A 17,020-nucleotide genomic window follows, 5' to 3' on the forward strand; every position below is an offset into this window, starting at 1 on the left:
TGTCGAGTTGCGCAATGGGTGAGGAGCGAGGCAGCGGGGGAGAGGCGGGCTTCGAGCTGCCGCTGCTGCTGTTCGCGGGCTTCCGGTCGGTCATCGACGCGCTCCACCGCGACCTGGTCGCCCAGGGCCATCAGGACATGCGCCCCGCCTACGGCTTCGCCCTCCAGGCGGTCGGCCGCGACGGGGCGAGCGCCAGCGAGATCGGCCGGCGGCTGGGGGTCTCCAAGCAGGCGGCCGGGAAGACGGTCGACAAGCTGGAGAGCCTCGGATACGTGGAGCGGGCCGACGACCCCGCCGACGGCAGGCGCAAGCTGGTCAGACTCACCGCGCGCGGCGTCGATGTCCTGGTCAGATCCGCCGAAGGCTTCGACCGGATCCGTGCGGAGTGGGTCGCCACGCTCGGTGCGGAGCGCGTCCGGGCCCTGGAGGCGGACCTCGGGCGGATGGCGCCCGCCGGCGCGTACCGGCTGGACGCCGCGGGGTGGTTCACGGGCTGAGCGTCCGGGCTGGTGGCCGCTCGGGTCAGCCCCGGTCGAGGTAGGCGAGGACCGCGAGGACGCGCCGGTTGTCGTCGTCCGACACCGGCAGGCCGAGCTTGCTGAAGATGTTCGAGGTGTGCTTGGCCACCGCCCGCTCCGTGACCACCATCTGCGAGGCGATCGCCACGTTGGAACGCCCCTGCGCCATCAGCTCCATGACCTCGCGCTCCCGCGGCGTCAGGCCGGCCATGGGCGCGTCCACCGAGCGCCGGGACAGCAGCTGCGAGATGACCTGCGGGTCCATCGCCGTACCGCCGGCGGCGACCCGGCGCACCGCGTCGATGAACTGGTCGGCGTCGAACACCCGGTCCTTCAGCAGGTAGCCGATGCCGCCGTTGCCGTCGGCCAGCAGCTCCCGGGCGTACAACTGCTCCACGTGCTGCGACAGGACGAGCACCGGCAGCCCCGGTCTCCGGCGGCGGGCCTCCAGTGCGCACTGCAGGCCCTCGTCCGTGTGCGAGGGCGGGAGCCGGACGTCGACGACGGCGACGTCCGGCTCCGACTCCGCGAGCGCCTTGGTCAGTTCGGGTCCGGTCTCCACTGCTGCCGCGATCTCGAAGTCGTAGGCTTCGAGCATGCGCACGAGGCCGTCGCGGAGCAGGAAGAGATCTTCGGCTAGGACAACGCGCAAGGGATCTCCATGGTCACCATGGTGGGACCGCCGGCAGGGCTGTTGACGGCCAGTACGCCGTCGAATGTACCCAGTCGGCGTTCGATCCCGCTGAGTCCCGACCCGGCTCCGACGGCCGCACCGCCGCTGCCGTTGTCGGTGACGGAGATCCGCAGCATTCCCCCGGAGTGGTGCATGTCCACCCATATGCGGTCGGCGCCGGAGTGCTTCACCGCGTTCGTCAGGGTCTCGCTGACGGCGAAGTAGGCCGCCGACTCGACCGGGGCGTCCGCGCGGCCGGGAACCTCCACCGTGACCTCGGACGCCAGCGGCATCCGCAGCGCCAGCGCCCTCACCGCGTCGCCGAGACCGCGCTCGGCGAGGACCGGCGGGTGGATGCCACGGACCAGGTCCCGCAGTTCGGTGAGAGCCTCCGCGGAGGACGTACGCGCCATCGCCAGCAGCTTCTTCGCCTGCGCGGGGTCCTTCTCGATCAGCGCCTCGACGGTGCCGAGGTTCATGCCCATGGCGACCAGCCGGGCCTGCGCCCCGTCGTGCAGATCTCGCTCGATGCGCCGCAGTTCGGACGCCGCCGTGTCCACGGCCTCGTGCCGTGTCTCGGTGAGGCGGTCGATGCGCCGGGCGAGCTCCTCGGGAGTGGGCGACAGCGACGACCGGGCGAGCACGAAGTGCAGCCGCAGCAGCGGCCGGCTCGCCCACAGCCCGACGTGGAAGACCGCGACCCCGAGCACGGCGGCCGCCAGCCCCGTCGCCTGGCTGCTGACCGGCACGAAGCCGTACCAGTACGTGCTGTCCTCGAACACCCGCCACAGCCCCGCCGCCAGGACGAGTCCCTCCACCGGGTACACCAGCAGCGCGAAGGAGAGGACCAGCACCACGTATCCCGCCGTCATGTCGACCAGCAGCCACCGCAGATCCCGCCAGGTCGCCGGATCCTTGAGCATCAGCACGGTGCGCTCGACCTGCCCGGTGAACCCGGTGCGCAGGCCCGTCGGGAACGGCCGGTAGGGCACGGGGATGCGGATGTCCGACCAGGCCGCCGCCAGCTCCCGGCGCCGGCCGGCGTGGCTGCGCACCGCCCCCAGGATCCACGGGGTGGTGACCAGCCCCACGCCCAGCGAAATGAAGGAGACGGAGAGGACCGACAGGACGAAGAGAGTGGTGGAACCCGCGATGCTGGCGAAGGAGAGGGCGATGGCCCGCCCGCCGGCCCGCAGCGCGGCCCGGACCCGGTTCTCTGCCGGACTCATGATGGTGTCCCCCCTCGCCGGGCTCCCCGCCGGATCCCGTCCGGGTCCAGTCTCGCCCGTGCGGATGGGCCTTCGTCAGCCGTTCCACCACCCGACGGGGGTGTACCTGGCACCACCACCCGGGGCGGGCGGGAGGCCCCGGGACAGGCCCCGGGACCTCCCGTACGGCTGGGTGCGATCAGGGCGTGTACTTGTAGCCGACGCGCCGCACGGTCTGGATCGACCGGCGGTGCTCCGCACCCAGCTTGCGGCGGAGCCGGGCGACATGGACGTCGACGGTGCGGCCGTCGCCCACATGCCCGTACCCCCAGACCGTCGTCACCAGCTGGTCGCGGGTGTGCACCCGGTGCGGATGCGCCACCAGGTGCGCCAGCAGCTCGAATTCGAGGTAGGTGAGGTCGAGGGCGGTGCCGTCCACGGCGGCCGTGCGCCGGGTGGAGTCGATCTGCACCGGCCCGCTCGCCGGAACATCGGCCGGCGGCTCCGGCACGGGCTCCCCGTGCCGGGCCGAGGCCACGGCGCCGGCCAGGGCCGGCTGCTGGTCCGCCGGCACGAGCACCAGGTAGCCGACCATCGGGGGCCGGCCCGGCAGGGCCGGCAGCGTGTGCGGGGGTGCGGGCAGCCAGGTGGCACCCGGCGGCAGGAAGCCGGCCACATCGGCGAGCCCGACGACCTCGTCACGGTCGACGGCGCGCAGCCGGTGGCGGTGGGAGGACGGAGCGGCGCGGACGGTGGTGGTGGCCGCGGCGGGCACCGCGGTGGCGGCGGACGCGGTGGGGAGGGTACGGGTGTTCGCCATGAGGGTCAGCTCTTTCGCGCGAGGAGTCGTCGAGGACGTACGTCGTGCGCGCGGACCGAAGGCCGGGGTGAGACGGCTTTAGAGGGCCTGCGCGTTCCTCGCGCGGCAACACACCCGGTCGAAGTCATGGTGCTGACGAGAGGGCCAGAACGGCTCGAGGTCGCTGCGACCCGACGCGGTGTGCTGGAAGCTGGCCATGTCCCCATTGAAGCAGAGATCGCCGCCGCACAGCAGGGTTCTCCCACCCGTCGGGACGGACCGCCGTGCCAGGTTGCTCACGAGCCCCGTCCGCCCCGTGGTCCCCGGTCCTGGCGGCGGCCGGGTACGCCGAAGGGGCGCCCGTCAGGCGGGCGCCCCTTCGCGAGTGACCGGGGGATCAGACCTGGTCGGCCTTCTCCAGTGCGGTGCAGCAGGTGTCGACGATCAGACGCGTGACGACGTACGGGTCGACGTTGGCGTTCGGGCGGCGGTCCTCGATGTAGCCCTTCTGGTCCTGCTCGACCTGCCACGGGATGCGGACCGAGGCACCGCGGTTGGAGACGCCGTAGCTGTACTCGTTCCACGGGGCGGTCTCGTGCAGGCCGGTCAGACGGTCGTCGATGCCCGCGCCGTAGTGCTTGACGTGGTCCATCGGCTTCGAGCCCTCACCGAGCGACTCGGCCGCGGTGATGATCGCCTCGTACCCCTCGCGCATCGCCTTGGTCGAGAAGTTGGTGTGCGCGCCGGCGCCGTTCCAGTCGCCCTTGACCGGCTTCGGGTCCAGCGTCGCGGAGACGTTGAAGTCCTCGGCGGTGCGGTACAGCAGCCAGCGCGCGATCCACAGGTGGTCCGAGACGTCCAGCGGGGAGACCGGTCCGACCTGGAACTCCCACTGGCCGGGCATGACCTCGGCGTTGATGCCGGAGATGGCGAGGCCGGCCTTCAGGCAGTTGTCGAGGTGCTTCTCGACGATGTCGCGGCCGAAGATCTCGTCCGAGCCCACGCCGCAGTAGTAGCCGCCCTGCGCGGCCGGGAAGCCGCCCTCGGGGAAGCCGAGTGGACGGTGCCCGTCGAAGAAGGTGTACTCCTGCTCGATGCCGAAGATCGGCTCCTGGCCCGCGAACTGCTCGGCGACCGGGCGCAGTTCGGCGCGGGTGTTGGACTCGTGCGGAGTCATGTCGATGTTGAAGACCTCGCACAGGACGAGGATGTCGTCCCCGCCGCGGATCGGGTCCGGACACGCGAAGACCGGCTTCAGGACCCGGTCGGAGGCGTGGCCCTCGGCCTGGTTGGTGCTCGAACCGTCGAAGCCCCAGACGGGCAGATCCGCCACGCCCTGCGAGGGGCTGCCGGCCATGATCTTCGTCTTCGAGCGAAGCTTGGCGGTCGGCTCGGTGCCGTCGATCCAGATGTACTCAGCCTTGAACGTCACGGACGCCATCCTTTGCGGGTGCTGCGGTCTATGGCGCGCAGCTTGGCAAGACGCGATTTCCCGACCGTTGCCCGAGTGTGAACCCCGTGTTACCGAGGTTTCCCGACGGTGTCGCACGGCAGGTACCCACCGCCGGGGGCCGTCTCACCCGGCGGCGCACCGGATACGTTCCGGGTCCCCGGCCGGTGAGGGCAGACTGGCTGCATGACGACACACGCAGCCTCCACCGGGCCCCTCCGGATCGGCCTCGTCGGGGCCGGCCCCTGGGCGCGCATGACCCACGCGCCCGCTCTCGCCGCGCACCCCGGCGCCGTACTGAGCGGCATATGGGGCCGACGCCCCGAAGCGGCGGACGCGCTGGCCGGGGCCCACGAGACCCAGGCGTACACGGGTGAGGCGGGCATCGAAGCGCTCCTGGCCGACAGCGACGCGGTGGCCTTCGCCGTGCCGCCGGACATCCAGGCACCCCTGGCCGTCCGTGCCGCCGAGGCCGGATGCCATCTGCTGCTGGACAAACCGGTCGCCACCACGGTGGCGGGCGCCCGCGAGGTGGCCGACGCCGCCGAGCGGGCCCGGGTCGCCTCCGTGGTCTTCTGCACCCTGCGGTTCGCCGGGGGAACGGCGGGATGGATCGCCGAACAGGCGGCGACAGGAGGCTGGTTCACGGCCCGCGCCCAGTGGATCGGTGCGCTGTTCGCGCCCGGGGCGAGCAACGAGTTCGCGGCCTCGCCCTGGCGCCGCGAGAAGGGCGGCCTGTGGGACGTGGGCCCGCACGCGCTCTCGGTACTCATCCCGGTCCTGGGCGACGTGACCCAGGTGGTCGCGGCCCGGGGCCCGGCCGACGCCACCCATCTGCTGCTGCGCCACACCTCCGGAGCGTCGAGCACGGTCACGCTGGCGCTGGACGCGCCGCAGGGCGCCGTGGGCACGGAGGTCGAATTCCGCGGCGAGCGGGGCGTGACGGCCCTGCCCGAGGGAGGCGGCGACGCGCTCGGCGCCTTCCGGACGGCCATGGACGCGCTGAGCGACGGGGCGCGCACGGGGACGGCGCACCCCTGCGACGCGAGGTTCGGGCTGCGGCTCACCGAGGTCCTCGCCCAGGCCGAGGCACAGTTGGGGCGGGCCTGACCCGGACCCCGAGGGGAGCGGGCGCGAGCCGCGGCGGGCAGGGCGAGCCGGAAACGGCAGGCCCGCCTCCGTCAGCGGCGCACGGCGCTCCGGAAGAAGGCCGGGCAGCGCGACAGCCCCTGAGCGCGGCCCTCATCGCCCCAGCGCGTCCCGCACCGCCTCGTCCGTCCGCGCCACCACGGCCGAACCGTCCTGCGCGGTGATGATCGGGCGCTGGATCAGCTTCGGGTGCTCGGCCAGCGCCGTGATCCACCGCTCGCGCGCGCCGGCGTCCCTCGCCCACTCCTTCACCCCGAGCTCCTTTGCCGCAGCCTCCTGGGTCCGGGTGATGTCCCACGGCTCCAGCCCGAGACGGTCCAGCACCGCCCGGATCTCCTCGGGCGAGGGCACGTCCTCCAGGTAGCGCCGGACCGTGTAGTCGGCGCCCTCGGCGTCGAGCAGAGCCAGCGCGCTGCGGCACTTGGAACAGGCGGGATTGATCCAGATCTCCATGGGGCCAAGGGTACGGGAGGGATCCGCGAAAGCGCCTCTGGCCAGGGGTGATTGTCAGTGGGAGGCAGTAAAATGGAGGGAGTTCGTGAGAGTTCCACCACCGTGCCAGGAGGTTGCCGATGGCCGTTGCCACAGTCACGACCCACACCGCCACGACCGAGCCGATTCCCACCCCGCCGCGGAAGAAGCGGCTTCCCGCGGGCCGCCCCCGCGAGTGGTACGTCTCCCACAACCGCCGCCTCAAGGCCATGCGTCTGGCCATCGCCCTGCTCGACACCGGGGTGTACCAGCCGTCGAGCGCGTCCAACCACCGCATCCGCGCGACGGCCGACCGTCTCGCCATGCACCCGCCGTCCGACACCACCTGCCGCATGGTCCGCGCCCTGATCCGCTACGGCCGCTGACCCCGCCCGCCCGTGCCCCCGAGGTCCGAGGGGGCACGGGCGGGCCCGCGCCGCGAGGCGAACGCCTTCGGGCTCCACATCGCCCACGACGTCCACGCAGGCCCGAGACGACCTCGGGCCGGGGACCGTATACGGCGGCGACGGGGGAGGGGCGGTCTGCGGGAGTACGGCCCCTGCTCGAACGGCTGCCGCCTGCCCCGGACGCAAAGGTCCGCGCCCCGCACACGCGGTCCGGAAGTGCGACGTGTCACAGACAACGCGGCGGCGCTGTGGGAACTTCAACTCTGTTACTCGTCAGTTGAGTTACCGACATGCGCGTGGAGAGGGTCGAATGAGCACTCTGCAAGCCATCACGCTCGACCAGGTGGTCGACACGGACCGCTACCCCTTGTCGGACCCCCGAAGCACCGGAGCCCGCGCCGTGGTGGCGCGGGCGAGGCGCGAACTCGCCGAGGACGGCTGCACCGTACTGCCTGACTTCGTCCGGCCCGCGCTCCACGACGTACTGCGACAGGAGTGCGCCGCCCTCGCTCCGCAGGCGTACTTCGACGTCGAGACCGTCAACGTCTACAACATCGACGTGGACGCCGACCTGCCCGCGGACCATCCCGGCCGGCGCACCTTCGAGCGCGGCAACGCTTTCGTCGCCCGCGACCGCATCCCCGGTGACTCCCTCATCAGCAGGCTCTACGCCCACGAGGCCTTCCAGCGGTTCGTCGCCGACTGCTTCTCCCTGCCCCGCCTGTACGAGCTCGCCGATCCGCTCTCCGGCCTCGTACTCAACGTCGTACGGCCGGGCATGGAGCACCCCTGGCACTTCGACACCAACGAGTACACGGTCAGCATGCTGACCCAGGAGGCGCAGGAGGGCGGCTCCTTCGAGTACTGCCCGAACATCAGGACCGCCGAGGACGAGCGCTTCGACGACGTCCGCGACGTCCTGGACGGCCGTGCCGCCCGGCCGCCCGAGCACCTGCCCCTGAGGCCGGGCGACCTGCAGCTGTTCAAGGGCCGCTACTCGCTGCACCGCGTCAGTCCCGTCCGGGGCGCCCGCGCACGCCACAGCGCGATCTTCGCCTACAGCGAGCGCCCCGGCGTCATCGGCAGCGTGGCCCGCACACGGCAGCTCTTCGGCCGCGTACTGCCCGGGCACCTGGCCGCGGAAGGCCGCGCCGTGCGGGGCGACCTGCTGCTGGACTGACGCACGGCGAACGGTTCCAGGCACCCCCCCCACGCGCCCCCACCGAGGAGAAGTCCCTTGCGTCTCGACGCGTCCGGAAAAGTCTCACTGGACCACATCTACACCGCGCCCGACCCCCGCACGTACTTCCAGGCGCTCCGCCCGCTCGGCTACCGCGTCCCCCAGCTGGCCAAGCCCTGGTTCGACAAGCTCATCAGGGAGTACCGGGAGACGGAACAGGTCGCCGTCCCCCGGATCCTGGACATCGGCTGCTCGTACGGGATCAACGCCGCCCTGCTCAAGTACGACGCCACCATGGACGAGCTCTACGCCCGCTACGACGGCAGCGGCCCCGCAACCCGCGCCGCACTGATCGAGCGCGACCGGGACCTCTCCCGTTCCCGGAGCCCCGCCCACGGTCTGCGTTTCACCGGCCTCGACGCCTCGACCAGCGCCCTGGCCTACGCGCGCGAAGCCGGCTTCCTCGACGCCACCGTCCACGCGGACCTCGAGGCGAACGACCCCACCCCCGAGCAGCGGGACCTGCTCGGGGGCACGGACCTGGTGATCTCCACGGGCTGCGTCGGCTACGTCACCGAACGCACCCTCACCCGCGTCGTGCGGGCACAGGACGGCCGCCTCCCCTGGATGGCCCACTTCGTACTGCGGATGTTCCCCTTCGACCCCGTCGAGGACGCCCTGGCGGAGCTCGGCTACCGGACCGTCCGGGTCGACGAGGTCTTCAAGCAGCGGCGGTTCGCCGGTCCGGAGGAACAGCGTGGCGTCCTGGACAGCTTGGCCGCCGCCGAGGTGGACGCGAGCGGACTGGAGGACGACGGCTGGCTCTACGCTCAGCTCTACCTCTCCAGACCGCAGCACCGGTAGTCCCCTCTCCCACCCCTCCCCACTCAACGAGAAGAGAGCCGCATTGAACGTCAGTCAGGAAGCAGCAGCCGACGCCGCCTTCGCCCGTGAGGGCACCCTCCCGCGCGTGCCGCTGCCCACACTGGAGGCGAGCTGCGAGAGGTTCCTCACCTGGTGCGCCCCACTGCTGACCGAGCGGGAACGGGCGGAGACCGAGGCCGAGGTCACCGCGTTCCTGAGGCCCGGCGGCCCCGGCCGGACCCTGCACGCGGCACTGGAGGAGTACGACGCCACGGAGGGCGTGCACAGCTGGCTCGACACCTTCTGGCCGTACCGCTACCTCGGCCGCCGCGACCGGATCGCGCTCAACGCCAACTTCTTCTTCCTCTTCCAGGACACCGGCCAGGGGCAGCTCGACCGTGCGGCCGGGCTCGTCGCGGGCGCGCTGCACTACAAGCGGCAGCTCGACGAGGGCATGGTCGCGCCGGTGGAACAGCGCGGCGTCCCCCAGTCGATGGTGCAGAACTCGTACCTCTTCTCCACGACCCGCATCCCCGGCGTCCCGCTGGACACCGTGCGCGCCCCGTACAGCGAGCGGGAGCCCGGACCGTCCACGGCCCGGCACATCGTGGTGTTCTTCCGCGGCACCATGTTCCGGCTGGACGTGCTCGGGCCCGACGGCGTCCCGCACAGCCTGGACGAGATCGAGGCCGGGCTGCGCGCGGTCACCAAGGCCGACGTCCACACCGCCGACGAGGACCGGGCCGGTCACCTCACCACCCTGGCGCGGGCGGAGTGGGCGGCCACCCGGGCCTCCCTCGTCGAGGGCCACCCCGGCAACGCCCGGACGCTGGACGACATCGAGACCGCCCTGTTCTGCGTCTGCCTGGAGGACTTCGCACCGGACGGTACCCAGGCCGCCTGCGACGAACTGCTCCACGGAGACCGGGGCAACCGCTGGTTCGACAAGGCCGTCTCCTTCGTCGTCTACGCGGACGGCCGGGCCGGCATCAACGTCGAGCACTGCGAGCTGGACGGGACGACCATCCTCAGCTTCACCGACGCCCTGCTCGGCACCTCGCCCGACGAACACTCCCGAGGGTCCGGCGCCCGCCCCCAGGGCGAGCCGGTGCCGCGCCCGCTCACCTTCGAGCTCGACGCGCCCCTGCGGGCCCGGGTGCGCGCCGCGGCCGAGGCGTTCGCCGCGTACGGGAACGACACCGCCACCCGCACCGTGTCGTTCGGCGACTTCGGCAGCACGGCCGCCAAGGCACTCAAGGTGTCCCCGGACGCCTTCGTCCAGCTCGCCTACCAGCTCGCCCACCAGCGGGCCAAGGGCCACCTGGGAGCGACGTACGAGTCCATCGCCACCCGGCAGTTCCGGCACGGCCGCACCGAGGCGATGCGCGTCGTCACCCCGGAGATGCCCGCCTTCGTCGCCGCGATGGAGGATCCCGGGACCGGCCGCGACACCCGCCGCGCCGCGTTCCGGGCCGCCGCCGGGGCCCATGTGGCACGGGCGAAGGAGTGCCAGGCGGGAGAGGCTCCCGAGCAGCACCTGTGGGAGCTGGAACTGATCCAGCGCCGCCGCGGCGACGAACTCGGTGTGGACGAGCAGCCCTCGCTCTACCGCTCCCCGGGCTGGCTCACCATGCGGGACGACTACCTGAGCACGAGCTCGGCGCCTTCGGAGAACATCCAGTACTTCGGCTTCGGCTCCACGAGCAGCCGATGCATCGGCGTCGCCTACGTCCTGCTGCCGGACCGCTTCAACCTCTACCTCAGCACCCCGCGCACGGTGGCCGACCAGATGCACGCCTTCGCGGACCACCTCACCGAGGCCGTCGCCGAACTGCGCGACCTGCTGACGGACTGAGCGCGGACCGTACGGTGGTGCGCCCCCTGGGGCCGGGGGCGCACCACCCCACGGGGGCAGAGGTGCGCGGGCGGTGCAGGCCGGTGGGCACCCGTGGAGCGAGCGGGCTCCGGGGCTGACGCCCTCGAAGCGGTGCCTTCACGTACGCGGAAAGACGGTGAGGGCTGTCTCCCTGGTGAGCAGGGAGACAGCCCTCACCGATGAATCCTTCGCAGGCCGGGGACGTCCCCGGCCCCGCGCCTAGAGGTCGAAGTACAGCTCGAACTCGTGCGGGTGCGGGCGCAGCTGGATCGGGGCGATCTCGTTGGTGCGCTTGTAGTCGATCCACGTCTCGATCAGGTCGGGCGTGAAGACGCCACCGGCCTGGAGGTACTCGTGGTCGGCCTCGAGGGCGTCGAGGACCGCCGGGAGCGAGGTCGGGACCTGCTGGACGCCCGCGTGCTCCTCGGGGGCCAGCTCGTAGAGGTCCTTGTCGATCGGCTCCGGCGGCTCGATCTTGTTCTTGACGCCGTCCAGGCCGGCCATCAGCAGGGCCGAGAACGCCAGGTACGGGTTGGAGGACGGGTCCGGGGCACGGAACTCGACGCGCTTGGCCTTCGGGTTGGAGCCCGTGATCGGGATACGCATCGCGGCGGAGCGGTTGCGCTGCGAGTACACCATGTTGACCGGGGCCTCGAAGCCGGGGACCAGGCGGTGGTAGGAGTTCACCGTCGGGTTGGTGAAGGCCAGCAGCGACGGGGCGTGCTTCAGGATGCCGCCGATGTAGTAGCGCGCCATGTCCGAGAGGCCCGCGTAGCCCTGCTCGTCGTAGAAGAGCGGCGTGCCGCCCTGCCACAGCGACTGGTGGACGTGCATGCCCGAGCCGTTGTCACCGAAGATCGGCTTCGGCATGAAGGTCGCGGTCTTGCCGTTGCGCCAGGCGACGTTCTTCACGATGTACTTGAAGAGCATCAGGTCGTCGGCCGCGGCGAGCAGCGTGTTGAACTTGTAGTTGATCTCGGCCTGGCCGGCGGTGCCGACCTCGTGGTGCTGGCGCTCGACCTGGAGGCCGTTCTTGTCCAGCTCCATGGAGATCTCGGCGCGCAGGTCGGCGAAGTGGTCGACCGGCGGGGTCGGGAAGTAGCCGCCCTTGTAGCGGACCTTGTAACCCCGGTTGTTCTCGACCGCACCGGTGTTCCAGGCGCCGGCCTCGGAGTCGATGTGGTAGAAGCTCTCGTTCGCCGACGTCTGGAAGCGGACGTTGTCGAAGACGTAGAACTCGGCCTCGGGACCGAAGTACGCGGTGTCGGCGACACCGGTCGAGGCGAGGTAGGCCTCGGCCTTCTTGGCCACGTTGCGCGGGTCACGGCTGTACTGCTCGCCGGTGATCGGGTCGTGGATGAAGAAGTTGACGTTCACCGTCTTGTCGCGGCGGAACGGGTCGACACGGGCCGTGGACAGGTCCGCACGGAGCGCCATGTCCGACTCGTGGATGGCCTGGAAGCCGCGGATCGACGAGCCGTCGAAAGCCAGTTCCTCGGCCGGGTCGAAGGTCGCTGCGGGGATCGTGAAGTGCTGCATCACACCCGGCAGGTCGCAGAACCGGACGTCGATGAACTTGACGTCGTTGTCGGCGATGTACTTCTGGACTTCGTCGGCGTTCTGGAACATCCAACTCCTCCTACTCCCGACCCGGGAACGGGCGGGGTTGCAGCTCGTCTGTGTGGCCAGTGCGGTGGCACACGCTGGACCCGACCTTAGGTAAACGGGATTTCTCCGGCGTGACCCATTTGTTTCGCACAAGTTAACCAGCCCGGTTGCGGGCGGCATCTCGGCGACGTGTTCCGTGCCCCGCCCGGCCGGGTGCAAACGTGGGCGCAGTACCGTGGTCGGGTGGACAACAGGCAAGCAATCGGATCGTGGCTCTCGGGGCCGCGCGCGGCGGCCGAGGAGATGGGCGCCGACTTCGGTTACCGGGGCGAGCGCCTCGGTCTGCCCCAGGAGGGCCCGGGGTCGATCGCCCCGCTGGGCCGGCGCTTCGGGGCTCTCTTCATCGACTGGGCCGTGTGCATGGTGATCGCATACGGGCTGCTCGCAGGGGGTGACCAGCAGGCGGCGGGCAACTGGGCGCTCGGCATCTTCCTCGTCATGAGCCTGCTGACGGTCGGAACGGTGGGTTCCACCCCGGGCAAGCGGATTCTGGGGCTGCGGGTCATCGCCGAGGACGGCGGACGGCTCGGCGTCGTCCGGGTCGTCCTGAGGAGCGTGCTGCTCCTCCTGGTGATCCCGGCCATCGTCTGGGACCGCGACAGCCGCGGCCTTCACGACCGGCTGGCCCGCGCCGTCCAGGTCCGTATCTGAGACCGTCCACCAGGCGGACGGGACGCGGGGAGCGGTGCACTGCACGCGAGCGGCCCCGGACGACGTCGTCCGGGGCCGCTCTTCTCGTCACGTCTTCGGTCAGCGCATCTTTCCGCCGCGCGGCATCCGCATGCCCTTGGGCATCGGACCCTTCGGCAGCGGCATGTTGCTCATCAGGTCGCCCATCGCCCGGAGGCGGTCGTTGGCGGCGGTCACCTGCGGGCCGGTCAGGACCCGCGGAAGCTTCAGCATCGTGGTGCGCACCTTCTTCAGCGGCACCTGACCCTCGCCGTCGCCGACGATGATGTCGTGGACCGGCACGTCGATGACGATGCGGGCCATCCGCTTCTTCTCGGCCGCCAGGAGGCTCTTCACCCGGTTCGGGTTGCCCTCGGCCACCAGCACGATGCCTGCCTTGCCGACCGCGCGGTGGACGACGTCCTGGCTGCGGTTCATCGCGACGGCCGGGGTCGTGGTCCATCCGCGGCCCACCCGGTCCAGCACGGCCGCGGCAGCACCCGGCTGGCCCTCCATCTGACCGAAGGCCGCACGCTCGGCACGTCGTCCGAAGATGATCGCCATCGCGAGGAAGGCCAGTACGAAGCCCAGAATGCCCGCGTAGACCGGGTGGCCGATCAGGAAACCGATCCCGAGGAGGACACCGAAGGTGATGATTCCCACACCCGCGACGACAAGACCCACCTTGGGGTCCGACCGCCTGGTCATCTTGTAGGTCAGGGCGATCTGCTTGAGCCGCCCCGCGTTCTCGGCGCTGTCCGCGCCTTCAGTGTTTGCCTTCCTCGCCATGTACCGAAGTTTACGTGGCCCGGAGGTGACCTAGGAACGGTGGTCGGCCACAGCCTTCAGCACATGCTCAGCCTCGACCCGGTCCTGGGCCCTGCGGCGGTCCTCCAGGACGGCCGTCCAGGCGTTCCTGCGGGCCGTGCGCTGGCCGCTGCTCATCAGCAGCGACTCGACAGCGCGGAGCGCGGTGCCGACGGTCGGGATGGCGTTGGCTCGTACCGGTGCTGCGTGCATCGTGGGTGTTCCCCCTCGGAGCGGATGCGCGCGCCCGGCGCGCACTGGGTAGCGGGAAGCAATGACGACGGCGGCTGCGGGAGCCTCCGCGTATGTACCTAGGGTCACTGCTCGGTGTTACCAGTGCATGACCGGTCGGTCAAACACCAATGAAACTCTGATTTCGGCGCCGCGCACGCCGACGCGGCCCATACGGGCCCCCGACCTGCGGGGGGCGTACGGGCCGCGTCGTCGCGGCTATTACTGTTCAGTAATTTCTTGTGCGCCGATTCACACGGACGACGGGGTGCCTGCGGTCGCTCCGCGGCGCTCCATCGCCTGCTGGAACAGACGCCCCGCGCGGTACGAGGAACGCACCAGCGGGCCCGACATGACGCCGGAGTAACCGATCGCGTCGGCCTCGTCCTTCAGCTCCACGAACTCGTGCGGCTTCACCCAGCGCTCGACGGGGTGGTGCCGCGCGGACGGCCGGAGGTACTGCGTGATCGTGATGAGCTCGCAACCCGCGTCGTACAGGTCCTGGAGCGCCTCGCTGACCTCCTCGCGGGTCTCGCCCATGCCGAGGATCAGGTTGGACTTCGTCACCAGGCCGGCCTCCCGGGCCCGCGTGATGACGTCGAGGGAGCGCTCGTAACGGAAACCGGGCCGGATCCGCTTGAAGATCCGCGGGACCGTCTCGACGTTGTGCGCGAGCACCTGGGGGCGCGAGGAGAAGACCTCGGCGAGCTGCGCGGGCTCCGCGTTGAAGTCGGGGATGAGCAGCTCGACCTTCGTGGCGCCGCCCTCCCGCTCCGCGGTCTGGGCGTGGATCTGGCGCACGGTCTCCGCGTACAGCCAGGCGCCGCCGTCCTCCAGGTCGTCGCGCGCGACGCCGGTGATCGTGGCGTAGTTCAGGTCCATCGTCACGACGGACTCACCCACGCGGCGGGGCTCGTCACGGTCCAGCGCCTGCGGCTTCCCCGTGTCGATCTGGCAGAAGTCGCAGCGCCGGGTGCACTGGTCGCCGCCGATGAGGAAGGTGGCCTCGCGGTCCTCCCAGCATTCGTAGATGTTCGGACAGCCGGCCTCCTGGCACACGGTGTGCAGTCCCTCGCTCTTCACGAGCGCCTGCATCTTCGTGTACTCGGGGCCCATCTTCGCCCGGGTTTTGATCCACTCGGGCTTGCGCTCGATGGGGGTCTGGCTGTTTCGGACCTCCAGGCGCAGCATCTTGCGCCCGTCGGGTGCGACACCGGACACTCCGGCACCCCTTTGCTTTCGCTGCATTGGATTCTTCGGCGAACACCAGGGTACGCCCGTGGTTAGAACGGTCTTACGTATGGCTAACCTGTGGCCGAGGGGCCCTATTCCGGCGGGCCCGCGCGGAGCCTCAGGCGGAGGCGGCCTCCGCGGTCCCGACGGCACGGGGCGCGAGCTCCGCGTTCTCCAGGACGGCCCTCAGGTGCTTCTCGATGACGGGGAGCACGTCGGCGATCGTGATCTCGCGGCCCAGTTCGTAGGAGAGCGAGGTCACGCCCGCGTCCCGGATCCCGCAGGGCACGATCCGGTCGAACCAGGTGTTGTCCGGGTTCACGTTCAGGGCGAAGCCGTGCATGGTCACGCCCTTGGCGACCCGGATGCCGATCGCGGCCAGCTTGCGGTCCTCGCGGCGCTGGCCCGCGTTGGACGGGGCGTACTCGGGTCCGTTCAGCCGGGCGTCGAACTCCTCGTCGTGCAGCCGGGGGTCGAAGTCCAGGGACAGCCCCCCGAGCGCGGGACGGTCCTCGACCGGGTCACCGAGCACCCAGACGCCGCTGCGGCCCTCGACCCGGCTGGTCTCCACACCGAACTCCGCGGCTGTCAGGATCAGCGCGTCCTCCAGGCGGCGCACGTGGGCGACCACGTCCACCGGGCGGGGGAGCTTCATGATCGGATAGCCGACGAGCTGCCCCGGGCCGTGCCAGGTGATCTTCCCGCCGCGGTCGACGTCGATCACCGGGGTGCCGTCCAGTGGGCGTTCGCTCTCCGTCGTGCGCCGGCCCGCCGTGTAGACGGGCGGGTGTTCGAGGAGCAGGCAGGTGTCGGGGACGGTGTCCTCGAACCGGGCGGCGTGCACCTCGCGCTGCTTCTGCCAGGCCTCCTGGTACTCGACCCGTTCCTCGCCGAATCCCATGCGGACGAACCGCAGCTCACTCACTCGGGTGCCTCCCTACTCGCGGTGCCGGAGGGCCGGGGGGTGTCCCCGGAGCCACGTCACCATGCACTGATGTGCGCCCCCAGCCACTGTACGACTGCTCCGGAGGGCCGGGTGCGGCAGGTTACGGGCGGAGATGCCTCCGTCAGCGATCGGGCAAATCCTCACACGATCGGATGAACGTGGAGCGAAGGTCACCGGCGCCACCGCCGGGGCAGTTAAATTCGCGCCGTTCCATAACGGGCTCGCCCGCTCCCCGTCGTGGGGGAGCCCGTGAGGGCTGCCCGCCCGGCGCCGAAGGCAGGAGACCTTGCAGCTGATGTCGGAACGACCTCCGCAGCGCACCCCGAACCGGCGGCTCGCTGCCCTCATCGCGGAGGCCGGGTTCTCCCATGCGGGCCTGGCCCGCCGGGTGGACCAGCTCGGCCTCGAACACGGGCTCGACCTGCGATACGACAAGACCTCGGTGACCCGGTGGCTGCGCGGTCAGCAGCCCCGCGGCACCACTCCTGCCCTGATCGCCGAGGTCTTCACCAGACGGCTCGGACGCCGGCTCTCCGCGCAGGACCTGGGCCTGGACGCGTGTGCGCCCGTCTACGCCGGTCTGGAGTTCGCCGCCACGCCCGCCGAGGCCGTCGATATCGTCAGCGGGCTGTGGCGCAAGGACTCGGGCAGCCATGCGGAGCTGCGCAAGATCGCGTTCACCCCCGCAGGACTGGTCGTCCCGAGCCGGGACTGGCTGATCGGCCGGGCCGACGAATGGGTGGGCCACGGTGACGCTCCGGACCGCGGGACCGCAGCGGCCGGCCTGCCCGCGCCCCGTTCGGCCGCCGAGGCCCACGCGGCGCGCGCCCCGCACGGGCTCCACCAGGCCAACGGGACCGGCACCCTGCAG

Annotated in this window: 18 protein-coding genes and 1 pseudogene; 8 read left to right on the plus strand and 11 right to left on the minus strand. The window is 71.1% G+C overall.

All coding sequences use genetic code 11. From position 1 onward, the window contains the following. Positions 1-14: 14 nt before the first annotated feature. Positions 15-497: a MarR family transcriptional regulator gene (locus B9S57_RS23880; protein WP_103517657.1), complete on the plus strand. Its 483-nt coding sequence runs from the start codon at positions 15-17 to the stop codon at positions 495-497. 25 nt (positions 498-522) lie between these two features. On the opposite strand, the gene B9S57_RS23885 is transcribed toward B9S57_RS23880, so the two are convergent. The 5 genes from B9S57_RS23885 to glnII all read right to left on the minus strand — a co-directional run bounded on the left by B9S57_RS23885 (position 523) and on the right by glnII (position 4,630). Then, complete coding sequence (locus tag B9S57_RS23885) at positions 523-1,170, minus strand: response regulator transcription factor (RefSeq protein ID WP_103517658.1); 648 nt, start codon at positions 1,168-1,170, stop codon at positions 523-525. Next, positions 1,155-2,420 carry a sensor domain-containing protein gene (locus B9S57_RS23890; protein WP_103517659.1) on the minus strand — a complete coding sequence of 422 codons (1,266 nt, stop codon included), beginning with the start codon at positions 2,418-2,420 and terminating at the stop codon, positions 1,155-1,157. Before B9S57_RS23890 ends, B9S57_RS23885 begins: the two co-directional genes overlap by 16 nt. A 178-nt stretch (positions 2,421-2,598) precedes the next feature. After that, positions 2,599-3,219, minus strand: coding sequence for a winged helix-turn-helix domain-containing protein (locus tag B9S57_RS23895; protein ID WP_103517660.1), 621 nt, complete (start codon positions 3,217-3,219; stop codon positions 2,599-2,601). A gap of 78 nt (positions 3,220-3,297) precedes the next feature. Next, complete coding sequence (locus B9S57_RS35720) at positions 3,298-3,498, minus strand: hypothetical protein (RefSeq protein ID WP_103517661.1); 201 nt, start codon at positions 3,496-3,498, stop codon at positions 3,298-3,300. Positions 3,499-3,595: 97 nt separating this feature from the next. Beyond that, positions 3,596-4,630, minus strand: coding sequence for a glutamine synthetase (glnII, locus tag B9S57_RS23905; protein ID WP_103517662.1), 1,035 nt, complete (start codon positions 4,628-4,630; stop codon positions 3,596-3,598). Positions 4,631-4,834: 204 nt separating this feature from the next. Here glnII and B9S57_RS23910 point away from each other — a divergent pair, with 204 nt between their 5' ends. Next, the gene (locus B9S57_RS23910) at positions 4,835-5,758 is read left to right on the plus strand and encodes a Gfo/Idh/MocA family protein (RefSeq protein ID WP_103517663.1); all 924 of its coding nucleotides are present in this window, start codon (positions 4,835-4,837) and stop codon (positions 5,756-5,758) included. A 132-nt stretch (positions 5,759-5,890) separates the two neighbouring features. Here the strand turns inward: B9S57_RS23910 and B9S57_RS23915 are convergent, their stop codons facing one another. Further along, positions 5,891-6,250 (minus strand): arsenate reductase family protein, encoded by a 360-nt coding sequence (locus B9S57_RS23915; RefSeq protein ID WP_103517664.1) that lies wholly within the window; start codon positions 6,248-6,250, stop codon positions 5,891-5,893. Positions 6,251-6,369: 119 nt separating this feature from the next. Between B9S57_RS23915 and B9S57_RS23920 the strand changes: the two genes are divergently transcribed. From B9S57_RS23920 to B9S57_RS23935, 4 genes are all read left to right on the plus strand, one after another. Further along, on the plus strand, positions 6,370-6,654 hold the full coding sequence (locus B9S57_RS23920) for a hypothetical protein (protein WP_103517665.1): 285 nt from the start codon (positions 6,370-6,372) through the stop codon (positions 6,652-6,654). 331 nt (positions 6,655-6,985) lie between these two features. Further along, on the plus strand, positions 6,986-7,855 hold the full coding sequence (locus tag B9S57_RS23925; RefSeq protein WP_103517666.1) for an arpA protein: 870 nt from the start codon (positions 6,986-6,988) through the stop codon (positions 7,853-7,855). A 57-nt stretch (positions 7,856-7,912) separates the two neighbouring features. After that, the gene (locus tag B9S57_RS23930) at positions 7,913-8,719 is read left to right on the plus strand and encodes a class I SAM-dependent methyltransferase (RefSeq protein WP_103517667.1); all 807 of its coding nucleotides are present in this window, start codon (positions 7,913-7,915) and stop codon (positions 8,717-8,719) included. A 43-nt stretch (positions 8,720-8,762) separates the two neighbouring features. Continuing rightward, positions 8,763-10,574 (plus strand): choline/carnitine O-acyltransferase, encoded by a 1,812-nt coding sequence (locus B9S57_RS23935; protein ID WP_103517668.1) that lies wholly within the window; start codon positions 8,763-8,765, stop codon positions 10,572-10,574. Positions 10,575-10,814: 240 nt separating this feature from the next. Here the strand turns inward: B9S57_RS23935 and glnA are convergent, their stop codons facing one another. Next, a complete protein-coding gene (gene glnA, locus B9S57_RS23940; RefSeq protein ID WP_103517669.1) occupies positions 10,815-12,224 on the minus strand; it encodes a type I glutamate--ammonia ligase in 1,410 nt (469 codons plus the stop codon). 222 nt (positions 12,225-12,446) lie between these two features. Between glnA and B9S57_RS23945 the strand changes: the two genes are divergently transcribed. Continuing rightward, positions 12,447-12,914, plus strand: a complete 468-nt coding sequence (locus B9S57_RS23945) for an RDD family protein (protein ID WP_103517670.1) — start codon at positions 12,447-12,449, stop codon at positions 12,912-12,914. Positions 12,915-13,013: 99 nt separating this feature from the next. Here the strand turns inward: B9S57_RS23945 and B9S57_RS23950 are convergent, their stop codons facing one another. From B9S57_RS23950 to lipB, 4 genes are all read right to left on the minus strand, one after another. Further along, a complete protein-coding gene (locus B9S57_RS23950; RefSeq protein WP_103517671.1) occupies positions 13,014-13,721 on the minus strand; it encodes a DUF4191 domain-containing protein in 708 nt (235 codons plus the stop codon). Positions 13,722-13,751: 30 nt separating this feature from the next. Then, the gene (locus B9S57_RS23955; RefSeq protein ID WP_103517672.1) at positions 13,752-13,952 is read right to left on the minus strand and encodes a hypothetical protein; all 201 of its coding nucleotides are present in this window, start codon (positions 13,950-13,952) and stop codon (positions 13,752-13,754) included. A gap of 270 nt (positions 13,953-14,222) precedes the next feature. Next, a complete protein-coding gene (gene lipA, locus B9S57_RS23960) occupies positions 14,223-15,191 on the minus strand; it encodes a lipoyl synthase (RefSeq protein WP_103517673.1) in 969 nt (322 codons plus the stop codon). Positions 15,192-15,321: 130 nt separating this feature from the next. After that, on the minus strand, positions 15,322-16,128 hold the full coding sequence (lipB, locus tag B9S57_RS23965) for a lipoyl(octanoyl) transferase LipB (RefSeq protein ID WP_103517674.1): 807 nt from the start codon (positions 16,126-16,128) through the stop codon (positions 15,322-15,324). Between the two features lie 316 nt (positions 16,129-16,444). Between lipB and B9S57_RS23970 the strand changes: the two are divergent. Then, positions 16,445-17,020: pseudogene (locus B9S57_RS23970) on the plus strand (regulator); the annotation flags it as partial.

The organism is Streptomyces sp. SM10, assembly GCF_002910915.1.
Taxonomy (GTDB): Bacteria; Actinomycetota; Actinomycetes; order Streptomycetales; family Streptomycetaceae; genus Streptomyces.

What these genes read in the sequence shown, in the direction of transcription:
- B9S57_RS23880 (WP_103517657.1), top strand. Translation starts at nt 15, where the DNA reads ATGGGTGAGGAGCGAGGCAGCGGGGGAGAGGCGGGCTTCGAGCTGCCG.
- B9S57_RS23890 (WP_103517659.1), bottom strand. Translation starts at nt 2,420, where the DNA reads ATGAGTCCGGCAGAGAACCGGGTCCGGGCCGCGCTGCGGGCCGGCGGG.
- B9S57_RS23895 (WP_103517660.1), bottom strand. Translation starts at nt 3,219, where the DNA reads ATGGCGAACACCCGTACCCTCCCCACCGCGTCCGCCGCCACCGCGGTG.
- B9S57_RS23910 (WP_103517663.1), top strand. Translation starts at nt 4,835, where the DNA reads ATGACGACACACGCAGCCTCCACCGGGCCCCTCCGGATCGGCCTCGTC.
- B9S57_RS23915 (WP_103517664.1), bottom strand. Translation starts at nt 6,250, where the DNA reads ATGGAGATCTGGATCAATCCCGCCTGTTCCAAGTGCCGCAGCGCGCTG.
- B9S57_RS23920 (WP_103517665.1), top strand. Translation starts at nt 6,370, where the DNA reads ATGGCCGTTGCCACAGTCACGACCCACACCGCCACGACCGAGCCGATT.
- B9S57_RS23925 (WP_103517666.1), top strand. Translation starts at nt 6,986, where the DNA reads ATGAGCACTCTGCAAGCCATCACGCTCGACCAGGTGGTCGACACGGAC.
- glnA (WP_103517669.1), bottom strand. Translation starts at nt 12,224, where the DNA reads ATGTTCCAGAACGCCGACGAAGTCCAGAAGTACATCGCCGACAACGAC.
- B9S57_RS23950 (WP_103517671.1), bottom strand. Translation starts at nt 13,721, where the DNA reads ATGGCGAGGAAGGCAAACACTGAAGGCGCGGACAGCGCCGAGAACGCG.
- B9S57_RS23955 (WP_103517672.1), bottom strand. Translation starts at nt 13,952, where the DNA reads ATGCACGCAGCACCGGTACGAGCCAACGCCATCCCGACCGTCGGCACC.